A 21,838-nucleotide genomic window follows, 5' to 3' on the forward strand; every position below is an offset into this window, starting at 1 on the left:
CGGATCAATGGCGATCAGTGTCTTCGATCTCTTCAAGGTCGGCATCGGCCCCTCCAGCTCGCACACCGGCGGGCCGATGGCCGCCGCCCACAAGTTCGCCCGGAACCTCGACCACGACGGGCTGCTGGACAAGACCGCCCGGGTCGAGGTGATCCTGTACGGCTCGCTCGGCCTCACCGGCAAGGGCCACGGCAGCGACAAGGCCGTCCTGCTGGGCCTGTCCGGCGAGAAGCCCGAGCTCGTCGACGTCGACAGCGTGGAGGAACGGCTGGCCGCCATGAAGGCCTCCGGGACCGTCCAGCTGTACGGCTCCCGCGAGATCCCCTTCGTCGTCGGCGAGGACCTCGTCTTCGAGCGCAAGGAGTCCCTCCCCGGCCACCCGAACGGCATGCGCTTCACCGCCTTCGACGAGGCGGGGGAGGTTCTGCGGCAGAAGGTCTACTACTCGGTCGGCGGCGGCTTCATCGTGGACGAGAACGCCACCGGCGCCGACCGGATCAAGGCCGACGACACCGTCCTGCCGTACCCCTTCACCACCGCCGCCGAACTGCTCGCCCACTGCCGCGAGACGGGTCTGTCGATCTCCGGGCTGATGCTGGAGAACGAGCGGGCCTTCGGCCGTACCGAGGCCGAGATCCGCGCCGGGCTGCTGCACCTGTGGCAGGTCATGTCGGAGTGCGTGAGCCGCGGGATCACCAAGGAGGGCGTGCTCCCCGGCGGGCTGAAGGTGCGCAGGCGCGCCCACCAGCTCCACCGTCAGCTGCAGGCCGAGGCCCCGGAGAAGGACTCCCTGCAGATCGTGGACTGGATCTCGCTGTTCGCCATCGCCGTCAACGAGGAGAACGCCGCCGGCGGCCGGATCGTCACCGCTCCCACCAACGGCGCGGCGGGCATCATCCCGGCCGTGCTCACCTACTACGACCGGTTCGTCCGCAGCGCCGACGACGACGGCGTGGTCCGCTTCCTGCTGACCGCCGGGGCGGTCGGCGTGCTGTTCAAGGAGAACGCCTCCATCTCCGGCGCCGAGGTCGGCTGCCAGGGCGAGGTCGGCTCGGCCTGCTCGATGGCCGCCGCCGGGCTCACCGAGGTGCTGGGCGGCACCCCCGAGCAGGTGGAGAACGCCGCCGAGATCGGCATCGAGCACAATCTGGGGCTGACCTGCGATCCGATCGGCGGCCTGGTGCAGATCCCGTGCATCGAGCGCAACGCGGTGGCCTCGGTCAAGGCCGTCACCGCCGCCCGGATGGCGCTGCGCGGCGACGGCCGCCACTTCGTCTCGCTCGACAAGGCGATCAAGACGATGCGTGACACCGGCCGCGACATGCTGGACAAGTACAAGGAGACGAGCCGCGGCGGCCTGGCCGTCAACGTCATCGAGTGCTGACCCCGGACCACCGGCTCGGAGCGCTGATCCCGGACCGCCGGCGCGGAGCGTTGATCCCGGGCCGGCGGTTCCATAACACCCCCTATGAAAGTCCACGATCCCGTGCAAGAGCACACGCTCCTGCCGTTATCGTTTGTGACTTGTTCAGGAAGGTCAGGAGGTCTCGGTGACAACGGGAATCCGTCCGGTGGGCCGCTTCCTCCGCAGGCACTGGTTGTTCACGGTCGCGCTGCTGATCGGCGGCGCGCTGCGGGTCCTGGCCGTGCTGGGGTACCGCCCCGCCCTGTGGTTCTGGGCCGACTCCTTCGCCTACCTGGGCGCCGCCCTCGACGTCCGGCCCCTGGAGTCGCGTCCCTCCGGCTACTCGCTGTTCCTGTGGTCGCTGAGCCCGCTGCAGAGCGTCCAGGCCGTGGTGGTGGTCCAGCACCTGATGGGGCTGGCCGTCGCCGTCTGCGTCTATCTCCTGCTGCGCCGCCTGGCCGGGCTGCCGGGATGGGGCGCGACGCTCGCCGCGCTCCCCGTCCTGCTGGACGCCCACCAGATCCAGCTTGAGCACCTCGTCATGGCGGACCTGCTCTTCCAGTTCCTCGCGGTGCTGGCGGTGACGCTGCTGCTGTGGCGGCGGCGGCCCGCCGCCCGGGTCGCCCTGCTCGCCGGGTTCCTGCTGGCCGCGGCCACCGTCACCCGGACCATCGGGCTGCCGCTGATCGCCGTCGTACTGGTCTGCCTGGTGATCCGCCGGGCCGGGTGGAGGGCGGTGGTCGCCACCGCGACGGCGAGCGCGATCACCTTCGGCGGGTACGCCGTCTGGTTCGAGTCCGAGCACGGCACCTACGGGCTCACCCGGGGCAACGCCTTCCTGTGGGCGCGTACGATGACCTTCGCCGACTGCGCGAAGATCCTCCCCATCGGGCCGGAGGCCGCGCTCTGCCCCACCGAACCGCTGAGCGAGCGCAAGCCGCCGCCGGTCTACATCTGGGGCGGCGACTCCCCCTTCAACAAGATCAAAGGCGAGTGGGCCGAACGCGACGCGCTCGCCGGGGACTTCGCCACGCAGGCCATCATGGCCCAGCCCGCGGACTTCCTCCGGGCCGGCCTGACCGACGTGGCCCACATCTTCGACTGGACCCGCCGCGTCTACCCGACCGAGGGCGACCAGAGCGCCTACGTCTTCCCCGCCACCCCGGGTCCCCTGCCGGACGGCCCCGCCAGCCGGGGCCGTACCGCCGGGGAACTCGTCACCGCCTACCAGGGGGAGCCCGGTGACGTCCGTACTGTCGAGCCGTACGCGAGCTGGCTGCGCGCCTACCAGGAGAACGCTTTCCTCCGCGGCCCCTTCTTCGGCGTCATCCTCCTCATCGGCCTGATCGGCGTCCTCACCCGCCTGCGCGTCTCCGTCGAAGGCCCCTTCGGCGTCCGCCGTCCCCGCCGGACGGAGGGAGCCCACCGCGAGCGCCCCTCCCGGGAGAACCCGCGGGGGCCGGGCGGCCCGGCCCTCGGCGGCGCGGCGCTGCTGCCGTGGGCGGCCGCCACCATGCTGGTCGTGCTGCCGCCGTTCATCGCGGCCTTCGACCACCGCTACGTGGTCCCCGCCGTCCCCCTCGCCTGCCTGGCGGCGGGGCTGGCCTTCGGTGTGCGCGAGCCCCGCGGCCTCTCCGACTCCGCGGAGCCCGGCGAGCCCGCGGAGCCCTCGGACCCCTCGGACCCCTCGGAGCCCGAGACGGGCGGGCCGAGGAGACCGCGGCCGGACGATCCCTGGCCGCCGGAGGAGTCCTGGACGGCGGAGCGAAGCCCGTGGATGCTCCCGCCGGAGGAGGCGCCCACGGCGGCCTCGGCGACGTTCTCCGCCTCAGCGGCGCCGGACGTGCAGGCGGACGAGCGCCCCCAGCGCCTCGTCCCCAAGCGCCCGGCGGACCTTGTGGACGGCGTCCTTGTTCACCCGCGTCACGAGCCTGCCGATGTCGGCCGAGGGACCGCAGCTCACCGCGATCCGGACCCGGTCGCCCTCCACCGATCTGACCCGGATCCGGCTGAGTCCTTCGACTTCTTTAAGGGCGACCCCCAGCATCGCGGTCCCGGTCCCGCTGCGGCTCCCCCACCGCCCCCAGCCCAGGGAGCGCAGCAGCCACCACATGGTCATCAGCGTCAGTACTACAAGTACTAGCGCCACCAGCCACCCCGCCCACGGGTCGTCGGCCAGCCGGGCGGGCAACCCCGGGTCGAGGATCGGCTCCACGCCCGACCGGCCGGACACCTGCTCCTGTCCCCGCAGGAAACCGTAGAGCCCGGCCCCCGCCAGCACGGTCCCGGTGACGGCCAGGCCGATCCGGTTGCCCAGGTACGGCTTCATCAGTTCACCCGCCCGCGCAGCCGGACCACGACCTCGCCGCCGTACATCGCCCCCACGCTCGCCAGCCGGTCCCCGACCGCCGTGCCCACCTGCCGGAGCAGCGGCCCGGCCCGCTCCTCGCCGGTGATCACGATGACCTCGACCTGCCGCGCCCGCAGGCGGACCCGAGCCCGCTGCACCCCGTCCACCGACTCGGCCGCGCCCCGCAGCGTACGGCGGAGCCCCGACCGGGTCAGGCCGATCACCGTCAGCGGATCGTTCGTCTCCAGCGGCACCAGCCGGGTCCGCCCGGGGACCGCGGCGAGCACCACCAGCAGCACGCCCGCCATCATCATGAACAGCGTCACGGCGACCACTGCGGGATCCGACCAGCTCAGCGCCCCGACTCCGGAGGCGAGCTTCTGGTACGGCACCAGCCCGAAGGGCGAGCCCGTCAGCAACCCGACCGTCGTCCCCGCCGACGCCGACAGCGTGACGGAGACGACCAGTGCCGCCGTCACCCCCGCCGGCCCCCGATCCGGCCGGAGCAGCCGTACCGACCTGCGGCGGATCGCACGCGGGCGTTCCCCCACCGAAGGGCTCGCCGTGCCCGCCAGGCTTCCCTGGAGAGTAGTCATCACCCGGTCAGGTGTAGCGGTCACCGGTACTCCGGGGCGGGACGCGGCTCCGCCACTTGCCCGACCCCGGACCCGTCGTGGCGGGAGAATTTACCGGCGTCCACAAATGTGAGCAGTACTCACGTTAGGACGGGCGGGGTTATCCTTCCCCCATGGACGACCGCCAGCGCTACGACCGGGCCACCGCGCACCTGGAACCCCCCTTCGCCGTGCTCGACCTCGCAGCCCTGCACGCGAACGCCACCGCCATGACCCGGCGCGCCCACGGCAAACCCATCCGGGTCGCCAGCAAGTCCATCCGCTCCCGGCCCGTCCTCACCCGCATCCTCGACATGGACGGCTTCACCGGGATCATGGCCTTCACCCTTCCCGAAGCCCTCTGGCTCGTCTCCACCGGCCTGCGCGACGTGCTCGTGGCCTACCCCACCGCCGACCGGACCGCCCTCGCCCAGCTGGCCGCCGACCCCCGCGCCGCCCGGGAGATCACCATCACGATCGACCGCCCCGAACACCTCGACTTCATCGAATCCGCCGTCTCCGGCGTCCGCGACCGCCACGAGCTCCGGATCTGCCTCGACATCGACGCCGGATACCTCGCCCTCGGCGGCAGATTCCGGGCAGGCGCCCTCCGCTCCCCCGTCCGCGAAGCCGACCAGGCCGCCGACCTCGCCGCCGACACCGCCAAACGCCCCGGCCTCCGCCTCACCGGCCTCATGGCCTACGAAGCCCAGATCGCCGGAGTCGGCGACGACCCGCCGGGCAGATCCGCCCTCACCCCCGCCATCCGCTGGATGCAGAGCCTGTCCCGCCGCGAACTCGTCATGCGCAGAGGCCGCATCGTCCAGGCCGTCCGCCAGGTCACCGACCTGGAGTTCGTCAACGGCGGCGGCACCGGCAGCATCGGCAGCACCACCCGCGAGAAGGCCGTCACCGAGATCGCCGCCGGATCCGGCTTCTTCCACCCCCGCCTCTTCGACTTCTACCGCGACTTCACCGGCCGCCCCGCCGCCCTGTTCGCCCTCCCCGTGGTCCGCCGCCCCGCCCCCGGAACCGTCACCGTCCTCGGCGGCGGCTACGTCGCCTCCGGCCCGCCCGGACCCCACCGTCTCCCCCAGCCCTACCTCCCGCCCGGCCTGCGCTACGCCCCCGACGAAGGCGCCGGAGAAGTCCAGACCCCCCTCACCGGCCAGGCCGCCGAGGACCTGCGCGTCGGCGACCGCGTCTGGTTCCGCCACGCCAAAGCCGGCGAACTCTGCGAACGCTTCGCCACCCTCCACCTCATCGAGGGCGACAAGGTCGTCGAGGAGGTCCCCACCTACCGCGGCGAGGGCCGTACCTTCCTATAAAAGGAACGACCCTCGCGGGAACACGGCACCGGGACCGCACGCCACCGGGGCCACCGGCGCCGCGAAGCCCCCTCACCCGGGACGGCGCGCCGCCGCCGGCGACGACACACCGTCATCGGCGCGACGGCGCGCCATCACCGGCGGCGGCGCCGCCAGAGCATGACCGCCGCCCCCACCACCAGCACCGCGCCCACGCCGATCAGCACCGGCGCCAGCCCCGGCTGCTCGTCCGCCCACAGATCGTCGGACTCGTCCTCCAGCTTGGCCGGGCGAGAATTGACCCCCACCACGTCCCCGATCCTCTCCCCCAGGGAGAAGACGAACTCCTTCGCGTTCGCCTCCGCCCGGGCAACGGTCCGCCGCGCGACGTTCTTGGGACTCACCCTGTCCGCGATGGCGTCAACCGTCCGGGCCAACTCCGCGCGCGAGCGCTCGATCCGCCGCTCCAGCTCCGCGGGATCGGTGTCCGCCATGACTCTCCTCTCGCAACCCTTGACATTGATCAGTCTGTCAGGTCCCACCCCCCGGCGACACTCCGGACAGGCCGGTAAGTTGACCCCGAACCGTTCCACCGAGGAGAACCATGAAACTCGAACCAGGCGACGCCGCCCCGGACTTCACCCTCCCGGCCGCCGACGGAACCACCGTGTCCCTGGACACCTACCGCGGCCGGCGCGTCATCCTCTACTTCTACCCCGCCGCCATGACCCCCGGCTGCACCAAGCAGGCCTGCGACTTCCGCGACAGCCTCGACTCACTGGCCGCCGCGGGCATCGCCGTCCTCGGCGTCTCCAAGGACACCCCGGCCAAGCTCGCCAAATTCGCCGAGCACGACGCCCTCACCTTCCCGCTGCTCTCCGACCCCGGCCTGGAGGTCCACAACGCCTACGGCGTCTACGGCGAGAAGACGATGTACGGCAAGACCACCCTCGGCGTCATCCGCTCCACCTTCGTCATCGACCCCGACGGAAAAATCGAGAAATCCCTCTACAACGTGAAGGCCACCGGCCACGTCGCCCGCCTCCGCCGCGAACTCGGAATCGACTGAATACCCCGTTCCCACCATTTAATGCATTTTGCCAGTGCCCCAAGAATTGTCGGACCCCCTCCATAGGCTTGGGGCATGGCAACAAAGTACAAATACACCCCCGAGATGCTGGCGGAGGCCGCCGCCGACTCCCACAGCATCGCCGACGTCCTGCGCCGCCTCGGCATCACCATCGCGGGCGGCAACCACGCTCACATCAGCCGCCAGCTGAAGCGCTTCAAGATCGACACCTCCCACTTCCGCAGGGTCCCCTCCAACAAGGGCAAACCCTCGCCACGGCGTCGACGTCCCGCACAGATACTGGTCGTCCTACCAGAGGGAAGCCCACGCCCCTCCCCCGCACGTCTCAGGCGCGCCCTGATCGAATCGGGGATGCCGTACCATTGCGCGGGATGTAAGATCGAGGGTGTCTGGCAAGGACAGCCCTTGACCCTGCACATTGATCACGTCAGCGGCGACTGGCTGGACAACAGAATAAAGAACCTGCGCTTTCTCTGCCCTAACTGTCATTCACAGACAGAGAATTTCGCAGGCAAGAAAAGGGGTTGTAGCCCAGCGGCAGAGGCGACGTCTTTAGGTGGCGTAAAGCGCGGGTTCGAGTCCCGCCAACCCCACGAGCGAGAGATAAATCGTGCGGTCACCCTCAGATCGGTGACGACCAGCGTGACCATTTCCCCTCAGGATGATTTCTTCCTCAGGGACTATATTTTCCGAAATAATTCCGCATCGCGCTCCGCCGTGATAGGAGAGGCGCTCGGCCTGCTCCGGGAGAAGGCCATGCGAGACGACTATGCCGCGTCCGGGGGCGAGGCGGGTGCGGAGCCGTGGAGTGCCGTTCCAGGGGCCGGGAGTGGCGGGCCGACCTGAGAGTCGCCAGACCTGTCGCCGGCCGGGAGAGATCTTCGAGAGAGATCTGGAGAGTGCCGCCTGGTCAGCGGCTGTGGGGGCGGTTGGGGACCGCCGGGGCGCGCGGGGCGTCTTCTGCGCCGCGCGGCCCGGCGTCGTTGTGATCCGCTGTCACAAACATTCTCCCTTTACTCACCCAGAAGGGTGTTCCCCGTAATGATGGTGCCGTAGGGGGCGTAAGGGCGGTGTAAGCGGTTCTCGGTGTGCGACTTGGGTCGTAGGCGCGTCTCCCCCTTACGGGGGAAGGGCTCTGATCTGCGGATACGTAGGGTGGATGGTGTGTTCGGCAGATTTCGCGCCTGGGGTCGGCGCCATGCGGGGGTTGTGAGCGCGCTGTGGTTGGCGCCGTTTGTGGGTCTCTGCCTGCTTTTTCTGGGTCTGTATATGACGATGCCCGGGTTCACGGGCGGGGCTCCGCTCTGGTGGTACGCGGTGCTGGGCGTGGTGCTGGTGGTGCCGCTGTTCTGGCGGCGGCGGTGGCCCCGGGGGGTGTTCGCGGCAGTCTCGGGGATCAGTTTCGTGCAGTGGTGCCTGGGGGTGGAGCCGACTCCGTTCAATCTCGCGGTGCTGGTGGCGATGTACACCGTGGCGTCGTTGTGTTCGGCGCGGTGGGCGGTCGTGGCGGGTCTGGTGACGGAGCTGGGGCTGGCGCTGGCGTTCGGGCGGATCACGGAGGATCCGGATTTCGAGACGTGGGCGAGTACGTCGGTGTTCGTGGTGGCGATCTGGATCTCGGGGATCTACGCCAACACGCGGCGGCGTTATCTGGAGGGCCTGGAGGAGCGGGCCGAGCGGGCGGAGCGGGAGCGGGATCAGCGGGCGCGGCTGGCGGCGGCGGAGGAGCGGGCGCGGATCGCGCGGGAGCTGCACGACGTGGTGGCGCACAACGTGAGCGTGATGATCGTTCAGGCGGACGGGGCGGCGTACGCGATCGAGGGTGATCCGGAGCTGGCGCGGCAGGCGGTGCGGACCATTTCGGCGACGGGCCGGCGGGCGCTGGCGGAGATGCGCCGGATGGTGGGGGTGCTGCGGGCCGATGGCGGCGAGGCGGAGGATTACGCGCCGCAGCCGAGTCTGGCGGAGCTGGATGACCTGGTGGCGCGGGTGCGGTCGTCGGGGTTGCCGGTGGAGTTCCGGGTGGTGGGTGATCCGGTGGAGCTTCCGGAGGGCGAGCAGCTGACGGTGTACCGGATCGTCCAGGAGGCGTTGACCAACACGCTCAAGCATGGTGGTCCGGGGAGTGCGGCGTCGGTGGAGTTGGAGTACGGCGTGCGTGAGCTGGTGGTGCGGGTCTCCGATGACGGCCGGGGGGCGGCGGCGCAGTCGCGGCCGGGTGGTCATGGCCTGGTGGGGATGCGGGAGCGGGCGGCGGTGTTCGGCGGGACGGTGCAGGCGGGGCCGCGGCCGGGGGGCGGGTTCGGGGTGGTGGCGCGGTTGCCGGTGGGTGAGCTGGGGGCCGATCGTGCGGCGTGATGGGATGGGTGCGGATGTGTCGGCGGGTGGGAGCGTGAGTGGCCGGTGATCCGGGTGATGCTGGTCGATGATCAGGAGTTGCTGCGGACGGGGTTCCGCATGGTGCTCGGCGCGCAGCCGGACATCGAGGTCGTGGCGGAGGCCGCCGACGGGCGGGCCGCAGTCGAGGCGGTGGGTTCGGCCGAGGTGGACGTCGTGTTGATGGACGTGCGTATGCCGGTCATGGACGGGGTGGAGGCGACGCGGTCGATCTGCGCGCGGGGTGGACGGCCGAAGGTGTTGATCCTGACCACCTTCGATCTGGACGAGTACGCTTTCGCCGCGTTGAAGGCGGGGGCGTCGGGGTTCCTGTTGAAGGACGTGCCTCCGGCGGATCTGGTCAGTGCCATCCGGTCGGTGCACAACGGGGATTCGGTGGTGGCGCCGAGCACGACACGGCGGTTGCTGGAGCGTTTCTCGGTTCATCTGCCCTCGCCGGGCGGGGTGGAGCCGCCGGCGTTGTCGGGGTTGACCGCGCGGGAGCGGGAGGTGCTGGTGCTCGTGGCGCGGGGGCTGTCCAATATGGAGATCGCCACTCGGCTGGATCTGGCTGAGGCGACGGTGAAGACGCATCTGGGCCGGGTCCTGGCGAAGCTGGGGTTGCGGGATCGGACTCAAGCGGTCGTGTACGCCTACGAGTCGGGGTTGGTCGTTCCGCATTCGGCGGGTTAGGCCGCGGCGCGGCCGGGGGGCACGGTCAGTCCATGTGGCCTGAGCTCCATGCCCAGGCGGCGATTCCGACGCGGTTGGCGGCGCCGGTCTTGCGCTGGATGTTGGCGATGTGGGTCTTCACCGTTCCGGGACTGATCACCAGTTCGGCGGCGATGTCGGCGTTCGTTCCGCCTCGGGCGACGAGGCGGGCGATCTCCAGTTCGCGGCCGGTCAGCGGTTCGGCGAGAGGCGGGCCCGGTTCGGCGGGGACGCCCAGGCGCTGCAGGAGCCGGACGGTGATCTGGGGGCTGATCAGTGTGTCTCCGGCCATGGCGGCGCGGACGGCCTCGATGAGCAGGGTGGGGCCTGATCGTTTCAGCAGGAATCCGCAGGCTCCGTTGCGCAGTGCCGTGTGGACGTATTCGTCGAGGTCGAAGGTGGTCACCACGATGACCCGTGTCTCGGCGGCCAGGATCCTGGTGACCTCCAGGCCGTCCAGGCGGGGCATGCGGATGTCGGCGAGGACCACGTCGGGGCGGAGGTGGCGGGCCTGGTCGACCGCGCTCCGCCCGTCGGCGGCCTCGGCCACGACGGTCATGTCGGGTTGGGAGTCGAGGATGAGGCGGAAGCCGACGCGCACGTCCTCCTGGTCGTCGGCGAGGAGGATCCGGGTGGTCATGGCGTCGCCTCCGAGGGCAGGGTGACATCGGGCACGATCTCCGCGGGCAGGGTGACATCGGGCACGGTCTCCGCGGGCAGGACGGCGGTTACGTGCCATCCGTCCCGGGTGGGGCCCGCCGTCAGGGAGCCGCCCAGGACCCCGACGCGCTCGGACAGGCCGATCAGTCCGAACCCGCCCCTTCCGGATCCGCCGCCGAGGGATCCGCCGCCGAGGGATCCGTCTCTGCCCGATCCGTCCTGGTCGGTCGTTCCGGACCGGCGTCCTCCGTCGTCGGTGATCCGTACCCGTACGGCCCCGCCCCCCGCGGTGACCTCGACGGCCACGCGGGTCGCCGCTCCGGCATGCCTGCGCACGTTGGTGAGCGCCTCGGTCACCACACGGTAGACGGTGGCGGACGTCTCTCGTGGCAGGTCGAGGCCGGGCGTCACGGTCAGGCTCGCCGGCGGCGAGAATCCGCCGACCAGGCTCTCCAGGCTTTCGATGCCGGGCAGGCGGTGGTCGTCACCGGCGTCCGGCCGGTCGTGGAGCATCTCCACGGTCCGGTCCATGGAGGCCAGGGCCCGCTGGCCGGCCTCCTCGATGCGGCGCAGCGCGTCGGCGACCGGGGGCGGCAAAGGGCCGGACACCATCCGGGCGGCCTGTGCCTGGACGAGGATTCCGCTGAGGTCGTGGGCGACGTAGTCGTGCAGGTCGCGGGCGAGCGCGAGGCGCTGTGCCCGTCTGGCCTCGGTCACCGCACGGTGCCCGGCGGTGTCGAGGGAGCGCAGGTAGAGGCCGGTTCCGGCCGCGGCGATCGACAGGAGGGACCATCCCGCGCATCCTCCGATCATCAGGGACGGCTCGCCGGGCCACATGACGCGCACGAGCATCAGGGCGACCGCCGCGCCGGGCAGCCCCGCCGAGAGGACGGCCCTGCGGGCCGGGGCGCGCCGGGCCGCCACCAGGACGAGCGCGAGGAGCGGAGGTGTCTCGGCCATCATCCAGAGGCCGCCGTCGGCCTGCCGTCCCAGCAGCGGGTAGGAGGCGGTGACCATAATCGACACGGTCCCCGCCGTCTCCGCCGCGTGTGCGGCGGGCACTCCCGGCGCGAAGAAGGCCGCGGCGAGTGCGGTCAGGGCGGCCAGCGCCGGCAGGGCCGCGATCACATCCATGATCCCGACTGTAGAGGGAAGACCCGGCGGGGGGATCCGCCGAACGGCGGGTCAGGGGTGGCGGTGGAGGCGCGGGATCCGCCGAACGGCAGATGGGCCGCGCACCCGCCCGCGGCCCACGCTGAACCCATGGACACGACACCCATGGACAGGTCATCCGGGGGGACGACACCCGGCCGTACGACACCCGGGGGCACGACACCCGGGGGCACGACACCCGGGAATACGGCACACACGGATACGGGAGCCGGGGGTACGGCGATCGTCCGGACGACGGCCCGCTGGCCGCGCTGGGCGGTCTACGCGGCGGGCCTCTGGTCGCTCTTCTACGGCGCTCTCGGGCTGTGGTGGGCGCTGGACGGGAGGGGGTTCCCCTTCGGGGAGGGCGACGTCCCCGGTGCCCGGGAGGAGTCGCTGCTCGGTTCCGCGACCGCGGCGGGGACCGCGCCCGTCATCGCGGCGCTGGGGGCCTCGGGCGCGGTGCTGGCCCTGGTCATGGCGAGGGTACGGCTGCGCGGCCCGCTGCGGGCCGTGGCGCTGGTCCTGGCGTGGGCCGCCGCCTTCACCCTGGTCGTGCTCGTCCCCGACCAGCGGGGCCTGGTCGCGCTGGCGTATGCGCCGATCTTCCTCGTCGGGTTGCCCTGGGGCTGGCCCGATGCGGACTACTTCGCGACCGCGCTGCCGTGGCCGGTGCTGAACCTGCTGATCTGCACGACCGGCGGGGTGCTGTGGACGGCCGCGGCGCTGGCGTTCCAGCGGCGTACCGGTGACCGCTGCGAGAGCTGCGGCCGATCGAACGACGGGGCCGCCTCCTGGACGGACCCGGCCTCGGCGGCGCGCTGGGGCCGCCGGGCGGCCTATGTCGCCTTCGTCATCCCGCTCTTCTACGCCGTGGTCCGGTGGGCGTGGGCGCTGGAGATCCCGCTGCTGTTCTCCGCGGAGGAACTGCGCTGGCTGCACGAGTCGGGACTGGTCTGGGCCGGGGCCGGGCTGGCGACGCTGGCCGCGCTCGGCGGCGTGCTCACGCTCGGGCTGGCGCAGCGCTGGGGCGAGGTCTGGCCGCGCTGGGTGATCGGGCTGGCCGGCAGGCCGGTGCCCCTCATGTTCCCGGTCGTCTTCGCCTCTGTGGTCTCGGTCGCCCTGGCCTCGGCCGGCGCCACGGCCGTGCGCGTCACCGACTGGGCGGACCCGGCCGACTGGCTGGCCAGTCCGATCGCGTACTGGCCGCTCTGGGCGGTGGCGCTGAGTGTCGCGACCGCCGGCTACTACCTGCGCAGGCGGGACAGGTGCCGCCGGTGCGGGCTGATCTGATCCGCGGCCGATCCGGTGCGCTCCGGCAGGTCCGGCCCACTTTCGTCGTGGGGCGGGTCGGCCAAAGGGATGAGAGGGATCTACCTCGCTGGTCTCACGGTTCCCGCGGGGCCGACCCTTCGGGTGAGGAGAAGTCCGTCCACGAGTCCGATGGATCGCGTTTTGCCTGGCAATAGCGTTTTCGGTGTCAGAAGAGCGGATCTGTTCCAAGGAGAGATCGACGTGACCATCACCGGAGAGGTCGGCGCGTGGAACGCGCGGGGGAACTCGGCACCCGCCGTGGTCGCCAGGGGGCTGACCAAGGTCTACGGCCAGGGGGACGCGGCCGTGCACGCCCTCCGGGGGGTGGACATCACCTTCGCCACCGGGGCATTCACGGCGATCATGGGTCCGTCGGGGTCCGGGAAGTCCACGCTGATGCACTGCCTGGCCGGGCTGGACACGGTCACCGGCGGGCAGGTGCACATCGGTGACGTGGAGCTGACCGGGCTCGGCGACAAGCAGCTCACCCTGCTGCGCCGGGAGCGGATCGGCTTCATCTTCCAGGCGTTCAACCTGCTGCCGACGCTGACGGCCGAGCAGAACATCCGGCTCCCACTGGAGATCTCCGGCCGCCAGGCCGACCAGGTGCTGTTCGACCGGGTCGTGGAGACGGTGGGGTTGCGTGACCGGCTGGCGCACAAGCCGACCGAGCTGTCGGGCGGGCAGCAGCAGCGGGTGGCGGTGGCGCGGGCGCTGATCAGCAAGCCGCAGGTCATCTTCGCCGACGAGCCGACCGGGAACCTGGACTCGCGCAGCGGCGCCGAGGTGCTGTCGTTCCTGCGGACGTCGGTTCGGGAGCTGGGCCAGACGATCGTGATGGTCACCCACGACCCGGTCGCGGCGGCGTACGCGGACCGGGTGGTGTTCCTCCGGGACGGCCTGCTGGTCAACGAGCTGGTGCAGCCGACCCCGCAGTCGGTGCTCGACACCCTGATGAAGCTGGAGGCCTGAGTTGCTGAAGACGACTCTGGCCGGGCTGCGGGCGCACAAGCTGCGTCTGCTGCTCACCTCCCTGGCCATCACTCTGGGGGTGGGCTTCATCGCGGGCACGTTCGTGCTCACCGACACCATCGAGACGGGTTTCTCGCGGAAGTTCTCCGCGGCGGCGGACAAGATCGACGTCGTGGTGCTGCCCGGGGAGACGAGCGACGAGCCCGCCGTCCCGGCGGACCTGCTGGAGAAGATCCGCGAGGTCGAAGGTGTCGCGGACGTCCAGGGCGTCGTTCGGGGCTCGGCGCCGCTGATCGGCAAGGACGGCAAGGCGGTGGGCGACTACCCGACCGCGGCCGTCTCGATCCTGAAGGGCAGGCTCAACCGGACCGAGATCACCAGCGGCACGGCGCCGGAGAAGCCGGCGGAGGCCGTACTGGACGCCAACACCGCCAAGACGCGCGGGTTCGCGGTCGGTGACACCGTCACGGTGCTGGACTCCGAGGGCGCCAAGCACGAGTTCACCTTGGTCGGGTTGTTCGACGTGGGGCTCGACCAGGAGCTGGCCTACTACGGAGCGGTCGGCTTCACCGCCGAGACCGCGGCGAAGATGACCGGCCAGAAGGGCTTCCGGGAGATCGACGTGGCCGCCGCCGAGGGCGTGCCGGCCGAGACGCTTCGCGGCTCCGTCTCCGCGGCCGTGGGCTCCGGCGTGGAGGTCAAGACGGGCAAGCGCTACGCCGAGGACCTGGCCAAGGCCAACGGCGCGGACACCAAGGTCCTGACCCTGGGTCTGCTGCTGTTCGGCTTCGTCGCGATGTTCGTCGCGGCGCTGGTGATCTACAACACGTTCAACATCCTCGTCGCCCAGCGGACCCGGGAGATGGCGCTGCTGCGCTGCATCGGGGCCACCCGCAAGCAGGTGTTCGGCTCCGTCGTGCTGGAGTCGGCGGTGGTCGGCCTGGTCTCCTCGGTGCTCGGCCTGCTGACCGGGCTGGGGCTGGGGGCCGGTGCGCTGGCGGTGATCAGCCGGACCGGGCTGGAGGTTCCCACCGAGGGCGTGGCGCTGGCGCCGCGCACCGTCGCCGTCGGCATGGTGCTGGGCATCGTGGTCACCGTGGTGGCGGCGCTGCTGCCGGCGCGGGCGGCCACCAGGGTCGCCCCGATCGCCGCGCTGCGCTCGCAGGTGGAGGAGAACACCTTCCGGGCCGGGGTGCTGCGGCTGGTGTTCGCCGGCCTGTTCCTGGCGGCCGGGGCGGGTGTGACGGCCTTCGCGGTGAGCACGGGCCCCGGCGAGAGCGAGCTCTTCATGGCCATGGCCGGCGGGGCCGTCACCTTCCTGGGGGTGCTGATCCTCGGGCCGGTGATGGTCAAGCCGCTCAGCGCGGTCGCCGGGTGGGTGCCGCGCCGGCTCTTCGGAGTCCCCGGCAGGCTGGCGGTGGACAACTCCCGCCGCAACCCCAAGCGGTCGGCGACCACGACCGTAGCGCTCACCGTCGGCGTGGCGCTGATGACGCTGATCTCGGTGCTCACCTCGACGATGCGCGCCACCTACGGCGCCAAGCTCGACGAGCAGTTCCCGGTCGACTACATGGTCCAGGTCCAGGGCGATGAGGGCAGCTTCCCGCGTGCCCTGGCCGAGGACCTGCGGACCCGGCCCGAGCTGGCCTCGGTGGTGGCGCTGCGCCGCACCGACGCGAAGGCCGGCGCCAAGGGGAACGAGTTCGAGGTCGGCACCTTCACCCCCGCCGCGGGGTTCAGTCCGAAGGCCACGACCGGCTCCTTCGGCGATCTAAAGCCCGGCACGGTGGCCGTCGGCGACGAGGCGGCGAAGGCTCTGGGCGTCAAGGTCGGGGACGCGCTCCCGGTGACGACCACGAAGGACGGCGAGGTGCGGCTCACGGTGGTGGCCCTGTTCTCCGAGGCCGACGCGCTGATCCCCGAGGTGACCGTCCCGCACGGGGATTTCGACCGCTACTTCGGCGCGCTCGACGACGGCGCGATCTTCGCCAACGTCAAGGACGGCGTGGCCGAGGAGAACGCCCGCAAGGCGGTGGAGGCGGCGGCGCAGCCGTACCCGACGGCGATGGTCATCAGCTCCACCGAGCTGCGGGGCGAGTTCGACGAGGCGCTCGACATGATGCTGATGATCATCACGGGCCTGCTCGGCCTGGCGGTCCTCATCTCGCTGCTGGGCATCGCCAACACGCTGTCGCTCTCGGTCCACGAGCGCACCCGCGAGTCGGCCCTGCTGCGGGCGCTGGGCCTGACCCGGCCGCAGCTGCGCCGGATGTTGTCGGTCGAGGCGCTGGTGCTGGGCGTCATCGGCGCCCTGGTCGGCGTGGCGCTCGGCGTGGTGTTCGGCTGGGCCGCGACGAGCACGATGACCACCGGCGTGATCTTCCAGCTCCCGGCCGGGCAGGTCCTGGCGTTCGTGGCGCTGTCCGGCCTGGCCGGGGTGCTGGCAGCGGTGCTGCCCGCGCGCAGGGCGGCCCGCGCCTCCATCGTCGACTCGCTGGCCGCCGGCTGATCCGGACGGGACCGCGATGAGCGGCCGGGGCGTCCCGGGGAGGGGCTGACGTCTGTCGGCTCCGACCCATCGGGGGCGGCGCCCCGGCCGCCGGTCGTTTCATGGCCGGTCATTTCATGGCCGGTCGTTTGTGGGCGGCTGTTCCTGGCCGGTCGTCTACCGGGGGCGGCGCCCCGGCCACTGGTCCGCGACGGTCTCGGGGTTGAGGAGGGGGCGGACGGCGACCTCGCCGCTGGCCTTGTCGATCACGATGCACGCGGCGCCGACGGTGTCGGGCAGCGCGGCGGGGTCGTCGGGCTCGAAGTCCCGCGACCAGGCGACGTAGCCCTCCTTGAAGGCGTAGATCCCGACCTCCAGGGCGGAGTCGAGGGGGCGGACGCCGTTGAAGTACTCCTCCGCGACGGCCCTCGCCTGTTCGAGGTTCACAGCCGGCCCCCCTCCCTGTCGATGATCACAGCGAAGAGCCCGGTCACGGACTCGTAGGGCGGCTCGACCGCCATGTGACCCCGCTGGGCGTCGATCCAGATGACCTCGCCGCCGGAGTTGACCGCGTTCCAGGCGTGGCTGCCGCCGCTGGGCCAGCGGGTGACCAGGAGCGCGGCGGAGCCGTGACCGCCGCCCAGGAGCCGCTGGGCGACGAGGGTGTAGGCGTAGCGGCCCTGGCCGATGTGCTGCAGGCGGTGCCCCAGCCAGCGCTCGGCCCGTGCCGGACCGCCGGTCTCCCCGGAGAGCAACGGCTTGCCGATCCGGTCGTACTCCGGGTAGCGGGGCGCGGCGGCGGTCGGCACGCCGTACCAGGTGGCCAGGGTGGCCAGGGCGCAGTCCATGGCGTTGGTGGCGCGGAACGGGTCGTCGGCCACGCCGGATCCGTTGATCAGCCTGATCCACATGCCGCGCGGGTCGGGGAAGCGCCGCGGCTCTCCCCGGTCGTCGACCGGCACGGCCCGCTCGATGTCCGTCTGCGCCTGGGGCTCCGGTCGCGCCAGGCCGCCCGGCATGCCGTACGGCCGGCACCGGTCGAGGCCGGAGGGACGCCACGGCCCCCGCTCGGGCTCCCGGGGCGCGGCCACGACCACCGAGGCCGGGGCCTCCAGCTCGAAGTCGCGCCAGCGTTTCCCGTCCGAGGTCACGACCGGGTTGTAACTCCCCGCAGGCAGAAACCATCGCGTCACACGAATCCCCCCTTGCCCATCCGTGCCGCACCTCGATGGTAGGGGCGCTCACCTGCGCGGCGCCGGGAGTTGACCAGATCAAGGGGGAAGCGGTCCTCCCCTGTGGTCCGCCGCTCCGGGCGGGCCCCCGAGCGGAGGACCGGCCCGGCGGACCGGTCCTCGCCTCCGGGCGGGCCCCGAACCGGTACGGCGGTCGGTTCTCGCCGGGCCGGGTACGGGCCTCAGCCGACCGTGACCTCGACGGTGTGCCAGCCGGTGGCGCCGTCGGGGGCGACCGGGGCCACCGCGGAGGTCTGGGTGTAGCCGGTCGCGTCGGTGGCCCGCACCTGGATGGTGTGCCTGCCCGGGGTGGCGTCCCAGTCGTCGAGCACCCACTGGCGCCAGGTGTCGGCCGTGGGCGCCTCCGCCAGCCTCGCCTGCCGCCACTTCCCCTCGTCGACGCGGACCTCGACCGCGTCCACCCCCTTGTGCTGCGCCCAGGCCACACCGGCGATCACCGTACGGCCCGGCCGGAGGTTCGCCCCGGCTTTCGGCAGGTCGATGCGCGACTGCGTCTTGATCGGCCCTTTGGCCGCCCAGCCCCGGGGCGTCCAGTAGGCCTCGTCCCGGTCGAACCGGGTGACCTTGATCTCCGTCACCCACTTGGTCGCCGAGACGTAGCCGTACAGACCCGGCACGACCTGCCGGGCGGGGAAGCCGTGGTCGACGGGGAGCGCCTCGCCGTTCATCGCGATCGCCAGGAGGGCGTCCCGGCCGTCCATGACGACGTCGGCCGGGGTGCCGCAGGTCCAGCCGTCGGCGGAGACGCTCAGAAGCATGTCGGCGTCCCTGTGGACGCCCGCCTCGCGCAGGATGTCTGCCAGGCGGGCGCCGAGCCAGCGGGCGTTGCCGATGTACGGCCCGCCGACCTCGTTGGAGACGCAGCAGAGGGTGACGTCGGCCTCCACCAGCGGCCGTTTCATCAGGTCGGCGAAGGTCAGCTCGACCGGCCGGTCGACCATGCCGTGGATCTTCAGGGTCCAGTCGCCGGGGTCGACTCTGGGGACGATGAGAGCGGTGTCCACCCGGTAGAAGTCCCGGTTGGGGGTGAAGAAGGGCGACAGTCCTCTGATCTTGAGGTCGCTCCCGGCGGGGACCGGCCTGGCCGGGAGCGCGGGCGGCGGCAGCGCCACCCCGACGCGGGCCGCGTCCACCTCGGCGCTGCCGGACAGCAGCCGTCCCGCCACGCCGGTGGCCCCGGCCACGACCACCCCGCCGAGCAGACCGGTCAGCAGCCCGCGCCGGTCGAAGGAGCGGAGGTCCTCCCCGGCCCGCATGACCGGCGGCGCCGCCACGCCGCCCGGCGTCCTCGCCTCCGGCTCGGTTCCCGCCTCCTCCACGGACCGCGGCGCGGTGGGCCCGGTCTCCGTCCCCAGGCCGAACCAGGGGCGGGGGGCGTCCGGGCCGGAGGCGGCGGAGCGGCGGACGGTCCTGGGGCGGACCAGCCGGGAGAGGGACACCATGCCTGCGGCGACGCCTGCCAGGACCGGGAGGGCGTCGGCCGGGCCCGCCTCGGGACGGGTCAGCGCGGCGGCGAGGCCGATCGCGCCCAGGGCCGCCAGGGCGGCGTGGCCGTACCGGAGATCGCGGGAGGCCAGGATCCCGGTGCCGGCGGCGAGAGCGGCGAGGACCACGAGGACGCCGGAGAGCAGGACGGCCTTGTCGGCCTCGCCGAAGGTCCTGATGGCCCATTCCTTCAGCCAGGACGGGGACAGGTCGACGAGGGCGTCGCCCACCGTGAGAACAGGGAAGGCCGAGGCCCTCACGAACCCGGCGACCAGCCACGACACCCCGAGCGCCACCGCCCCCGTGACCAGCCCGACCAGTGCCGCGGCCCACGCGGGCACGCCCCTGTAGCTCTCCATGCTCCAGACGCTACGCCCGCCGGGGCGTGGAGGTTCTTACGCGCTGATTACGCCGGTCGGGCACGCCGGCCGGGCACGCCAGCCGAGCGCATCAGGCGAGTGCGTCAGACGAGCGGATCGGTCGGGTACTCGGACGCGGGCGGGTCAGCCGAGCAGCTCGGCCAGGATCGGGGCGAGCGCGCGGAAGGCGCGGCCCCGGTGGCTGATGGCGTCCTTCTCGGCGGGCGCCAGCTCGGCGGTCGTCCGGTGCTCACCCTCCGGGACGAAGATCGGGTCATAGCCGAAGCCGCCGGTCCCGCGCGGGGCACGGATGATCACGCCGCGGAGCGCGCCCTCGGTCACCCGCTCCTCCCCCGACGGCAGGGCCAGCGCCGCCGCGCACGCGAAGTGCGCCCCCCGGTGCGGCTCGGGCACGTCGGAGACCTGGGCCAGCAGCAGATCCAGGTTCGCCTTGTCGTCGCCGTGCGTGCCGGACCAGCGGGCCGAGAAGATGCCCGGCATGCCGTTCAGCGCGTCCACGCACAGCCCGGAGTCGTCGGCGATCGCGGGCAGCCCCGACGCACGGGCGACCGCGTGCGCCTTCAGCAGGGCGTTCTCGGCGAAGGTCAGGCCGGTCTCGGGGACGTCGCCGATCTCCGGGAACTCCTCCAGGCCCACGATCTCCACCGGCACCGCGGCCTCGGCCAGGATGCGACGGAGCTCGGTGATCTTCCCGCCGTTCCGCGTGGCCAGAACGGCCCGGGCGGGCGCCGTGTCCTCGCGCCCGCCGTACCCGCCGTGCCCGCCGGTCCGCTCGTTCACGCGAGCGCCTCCTTCTGCAGGCGGGTCAGCTCGGCGCAGCCGGCGATGCCGAGGTCGAGCAGCTGGTCGAGCGCGCCCCGGTTGAACGGCTTGCCCTCGGCGGTGCCCTGGACCTCGACGAACTCCCCCGAGCCGGTCATCACGACGTTCATGTCCGTCTCGGCGGCGACGTCCTCGGTGTAGCAGAGGTCGAGGAGCGGGACGGAGCCGACGACCCCGACCGAGACCGCGGCGACCGAACCGATCAGGGGGTCGCCCTTGCACATCTTCCGCTCCCGCATCCAGCGGATCGCGTCGGCCAGCGCGACGTACGCGCCGGTGATGGCGGCGGTCCGGGTGCCGCCGTCGGCCTGGAGCACGTCGCAGTCGATCAGGACGGAGTTCTCGCCCAGGAGCCTGTAGTCGACGCAGGCCCGCAGGGACCGGCCGATCAGGCGGGAGATCTCGTGCGTCCGGCCGCCGATCTTGCCGCGTACCGACTCGCGGTCGTTGCGGGTGTTGGTGGCCCGCGGCAGCATGGCGTACTCGGCGGTCACCCAGCCCTGGCCGCTGCCCTTGCGCCAGCGTGGCACGCTGTCCTGGACCGAGGCGGCGCACAGCACCTTGGTGCCGCCGAACTCGACGAGCACCGAACCCTCGGCGTGGGCGAGCCAGCCCCGGGTGATGGTCACCGGGCGGAGTTGATCGGGAGTACGTCCGTCTGCACGAGCCATGGGAATCACCCTAGGTCATATACCGCCCCGCTCCGCGCCAGCTCGACGCGCCCGCCGAAACCGCCCCGGGAGGCGTCTTCGAGGATGCGGTTCTTGTCGTACCAGGGGACGAGGTGGGTCAGCACCAGGGTGTCCGCGGCCGCCTTGGCGGCGTGCTCGGCGGCCTGCCGGCCGTTGAGGTGCAGGTTGCGCGGGAGGTCCGGCTCGTCGAGGTAGGACGCCTCGCACAACATCACGTCGGCTCCGGCCGCAAGCCTGACCAGCTCGCCGGACTCCCCGGTGTCCCCGGAGTAGGCCACCGACCGGCCGCCGTGGGAGATCCGGAACCCGTAGGTCTCGACCGGGTGGTTCACCCGGGCGGCGGCCACCGCGAAGGGCCCGACCTCGAAGACGCCGGGCGTGAGCCGTACGAAGTCGAAGGCCGTCTCCAGTCCCGGCTCCTCGGGCATGCCGTAGGCGGCGGCCAGGCGCCGGGAGGCGTCGGCGGGCGCGTAGACCGGGATCTTCCTGAACGGGCCGTCCGGGGAGTAGGTGCGCACCACGTGGTAGGGGCACAGGTCCAGGCAGTGGTCGGCGTGCAGGTGGGACAGGCAGATGGCGTCCACGTCGTAGAGGCCGATGTGCCGCTGGAGCGCGCCCAGCGCGCCGCTGCCGAAGTCGATCAGCATGCGGAAGCCCTCGGCCTCCAGCAGGTAGCAGGATGAGGGACTGTCCGGACCGGGGAAGCTTCCCGAGCACCCGACGATCGTCAATTTCACGGCGGCCTCCTGTTCGGTGCGACGCCACGC

19 protein-coding genes, 1 tRNA gene and 1 pseudogene are annotated in these 21,838 nt (G+C 72.0%); 11 read left to right on the top strand and 10 right to left on the bottom strand.

Annotated features, from left to right (window positions below; translation table 11 throughout):
- Positions 1-7: 7 nt before the first annotated feature.
- Both IEZ08_RS08940 and IEZ08_RS08945 read left to right on the top strand, forming a co-directional pair.
- Positions 8-1,384, top strand: a complete 1,377-nt coding sequence (locus IEZ08_RS08940) for an L-serine ammonia-lyase (RefSeq protein ID WP_068921712.1) — start codon at positions 8-10, stop codon at positions 1,382-1,384.
- 166 nt (positions 1,385-1,550) lie between these two features.
- Positions 1,551-3,548, top strand: coding sequence for a hypothetical protein (locus IEZ08_RS08945; protein WP_176728327.1), 1,998 nt, complete (start codon positions 1,551-1,553; stop codon positions 3,546-3,548).
- 185 nt (positions 3,549-3,733) lie between these two features.
- Here the strand turns inward: IEZ08_RS08945 and IEZ08_RS08950 are convergent, their stop codons facing one another.
- Positions 3,734-4,351 (bottom strand): DUF6286 domain-containing protein, encoded by a 618-nt coding sequence (locus IEZ08_RS08950; protein WP_141703655.1) that lies wholly within the window; start codon positions 4,349-4,351, stop codon positions 3,734-3,736.
- 152 nt (positions 4,352-4,503) lie between these two features.
- Between IEZ08_RS08950 and IEZ08_RS08955 the strand changes: the two genes are divergently transcribed.
- Entirely contained in the window at positions 4,504-5,697 is a 1,194-nt protein-coding gene (locus IEZ08_RS08955; RefSeq protein WP_068921710.1) for an amino acid deaminase/aldolase, read from the top strand.
- A gap of 134 nt (positions 5,698-5,831) precedes the next feature.
- Here IEZ08_RS08955 and IEZ08_RS08960 read toward each other — a convergent pair whose 3' ends face one another.
- The gene (locus IEZ08_RS08960) at positions 5,832-6,170 is read right to left on the bottom strand and encodes a DUF3618 domain-containing protein (RefSeq protein WP_068921709.1); all 339 of its coding nucleotides are present in this window, start codon (positions 6,168-6,170) and stop codon (positions 5,832-5,834) included.
- A gap of 110 nt (positions 6,171-6,280) precedes the next feature.
- Here IEZ08_RS08960 and bcp point away from each other — a divergent pair, with 110 nt between their 5' ends.
- From bcp to IEZ08_RS08985, 5 genes and pseudogenes are all read left to right on the top strand, one after another.
- On the top strand, positions 6,281-6,745 hold the full coding sequence (gene bcp, locus IEZ08_RS08965; protein ID WP_068921708.1) for a thioredoxin-dependent thiol peroxidase: 465 nt from the start codon (positions 6,281-6,283) through the stop codon (positions 6,743-6,745).
- Between the two features lie 372 nt (positions 6,746-7,117).
- Positions 7,118-7,258 (top strand): annotated as a pseudogene (locus IEZ08_RS40600) (HNH endonuclease); the annotation flags it as partial.
- 28 nt (positions 7,259-7,286) lie between these two features.
- Positions 7,287-7,359, top strand: a tRNA-Leu gene (locus IEZ08_RS08975).
- A 571-nt stretch (positions 7,360-7,930) separates the two neighbouring features.
- Positions 7,931-9,124, top strand: coding sequence for a sensor histidine kinase (locus tag IEZ08_RS40200; protein ID WP_068928444.1), 1,194 nt, complete (start codon positions 7,931-7,933; stop codon positions 9,122-9,124).
- 45 nt (positions 9,125-9,169) lie between these two features.
- Positions 9,170-9,835, top strand: coding sequence for a response regulator (locus tag IEZ08_RS08985; protein WP_218061653.1), 666 nt, complete (start codon positions 9,170-9,172; stop codon positions 9,833-9,835).
- A 25-nt stretch (positions 9,836-9,860) separates the two neighbouring features.
- On the opposite strand, the gene IEZ08_RS08990 is transcribed toward IEZ08_RS08985, so the two are convergent.
- Complete coding sequence (locus IEZ08_RS08990) at positions 9,861-10,493, bottom strand: response regulator (protein ID WP_068921707.1); 633 nt, start codon at positions 10,491-10,493, stop codon at positions 9,861-9,863.
- Positions 10,490-11,647 (bottom strand): sensor histidine kinase, encoded by a 1,158-nt coding sequence (locus tag IEZ08_RS08995; RefSeq protein ID WP_141703653.1) that lies wholly within the window; start codon positions 11,645-11,647, stop codon positions 10,490-10,492. The genes IEZ08_RS08990 and IEZ08_RS08995 overlap by 4 nt, the downstream gene beginning before the upstream one ends.
- Positions 11,648-11,776: 129 nt before the next feature.
- On the opposite strand from IEZ08_RS08995, the gene IEZ08_RS09000 reads away from it, so the two are divergent.
- From IEZ08_RS09000 to IEZ08_RS09010, 3 genes are all read left to right on the top strand, one after another.
- Entirely contained in the window at positions 11,777-12,958 is a 1,182-nt protein-coding gene (locus IEZ08_RS09000; RefSeq protein WP_203863303.1) for a hypothetical protein, read from the top strand.
- Positions 12,959-13,186: 228 nt separating this feature from the next.
- Positions 13,187-13,951, top strand: coding sequence for an ABC transporter ATP-binding protein (locus IEZ08_RS09005; RefSeq protein WP_084780898.1), 765 nt, complete (start codon positions 13,187-13,189; stop codon positions 13,949-13,951).
- 1 nt (position 13,952) lies between these two features.
- Positions 13,953-16,460, top strand: coding sequence for an ABC transporter permease (locus tag IEZ08_RS09010; RefSeq protein ID WP_068921705.1), 2,508 nt, complete (start codon positions 13,953-13,955; stop codon positions 16,458-16,460).
- A gap of 156 nt (positions 16,461-16,616) precedes the next feature.
- Here the strand turns inward: IEZ08_RS09010 and IEZ08_RS09015 are convergent, their stop codons facing one another.
- From IEZ08_RS09015 to IEZ08_RS09040, 6 genes are all read right to left on the bottom strand, one after another.
- Positions 16,617-16,886, bottom strand: a complete 270-nt coding sequence (locus IEZ08_RS09015) for an SUKH-4 family immunity protein (protein ID WP_068921704.1) — start codon at positions 16,884-16,886, stop codon at positions 16,617-16,619.
- Entirely contained in the window at positions 16,883-17,632 is a 750-nt protein-coding gene (locus tag IEZ08_RS09020) for a toxin glutamine deamidase domain-containing protein (protein WP_229803004.1), read from the bottom strand. The genes IEZ08_RS09015 and IEZ08_RS09020 overlap by 4 nt, the downstream gene beginning before the upstream one ends.
- Before the next feature lie 221 nt (positions 17,633-17,853).
- On the bottom strand, positions 17,854-19,536 hold the full coding sequence (locus IEZ08_RS09025) for a molybdopterin-dependent oxidoreductase (RefSeq protein WP_189241985.1): 1,683 nt from the start codon (positions 19,534-19,536) through the stop codon (positions 17,854-17,856).
- 144 nt (positions 19,537-19,680) lie between these two features.
- On the bottom strand, positions 19,681-20,337 hold the full coding sequence (gene rdgB / locus IEZ08_RS09030; RefSeq protein WP_068921701.1) for an RdgB/HAM1 family non-canonical purine NTP pyrophosphatase: 657 nt from the start codon (positions 20,335-20,337) through the stop codon (positions 19,681-19,683).
- Positions 20,334-21,050 (bottom strand): ribonuclease PH, encoded by a 717-nt coding sequence (gene rph, locus IEZ08_RS09035; RefSeq protein WP_068921700.1) that lies wholly within the window; start codon positions 21,048-21,050, stop codon positions 20,334-20,336. The genes rdgB and rph overlap by 4 nt, the downstream gene beginning before the upstream one ends.
- A gap of 5 nt (positions 21,051-21,055) precedes the next feature.
- Complete coding sequence (locus IEZ08_RS09040) at positions 21,056-21,808, bottom strand: MBL fold metallo-hydrolase (protein WP_068921699.1); 753 nt, start codon at positions 21,806-21,808, stop codon at positions 21,056-21,058.
- Positions 21,809-21,838 lie beyond the last annotated feature (30 nt).

The sequence above is a fragment of the Planobispora rosea genome (assembly GCF_014648175.1).
In the GTDB taxonomy this organism is placed as follows: domain Bacteria; phylum Actinomycetota; class Actinomycetes; order Streptosporangiales; family Streptosporangiaceae; genus Planobispora; species Planobispora rosea.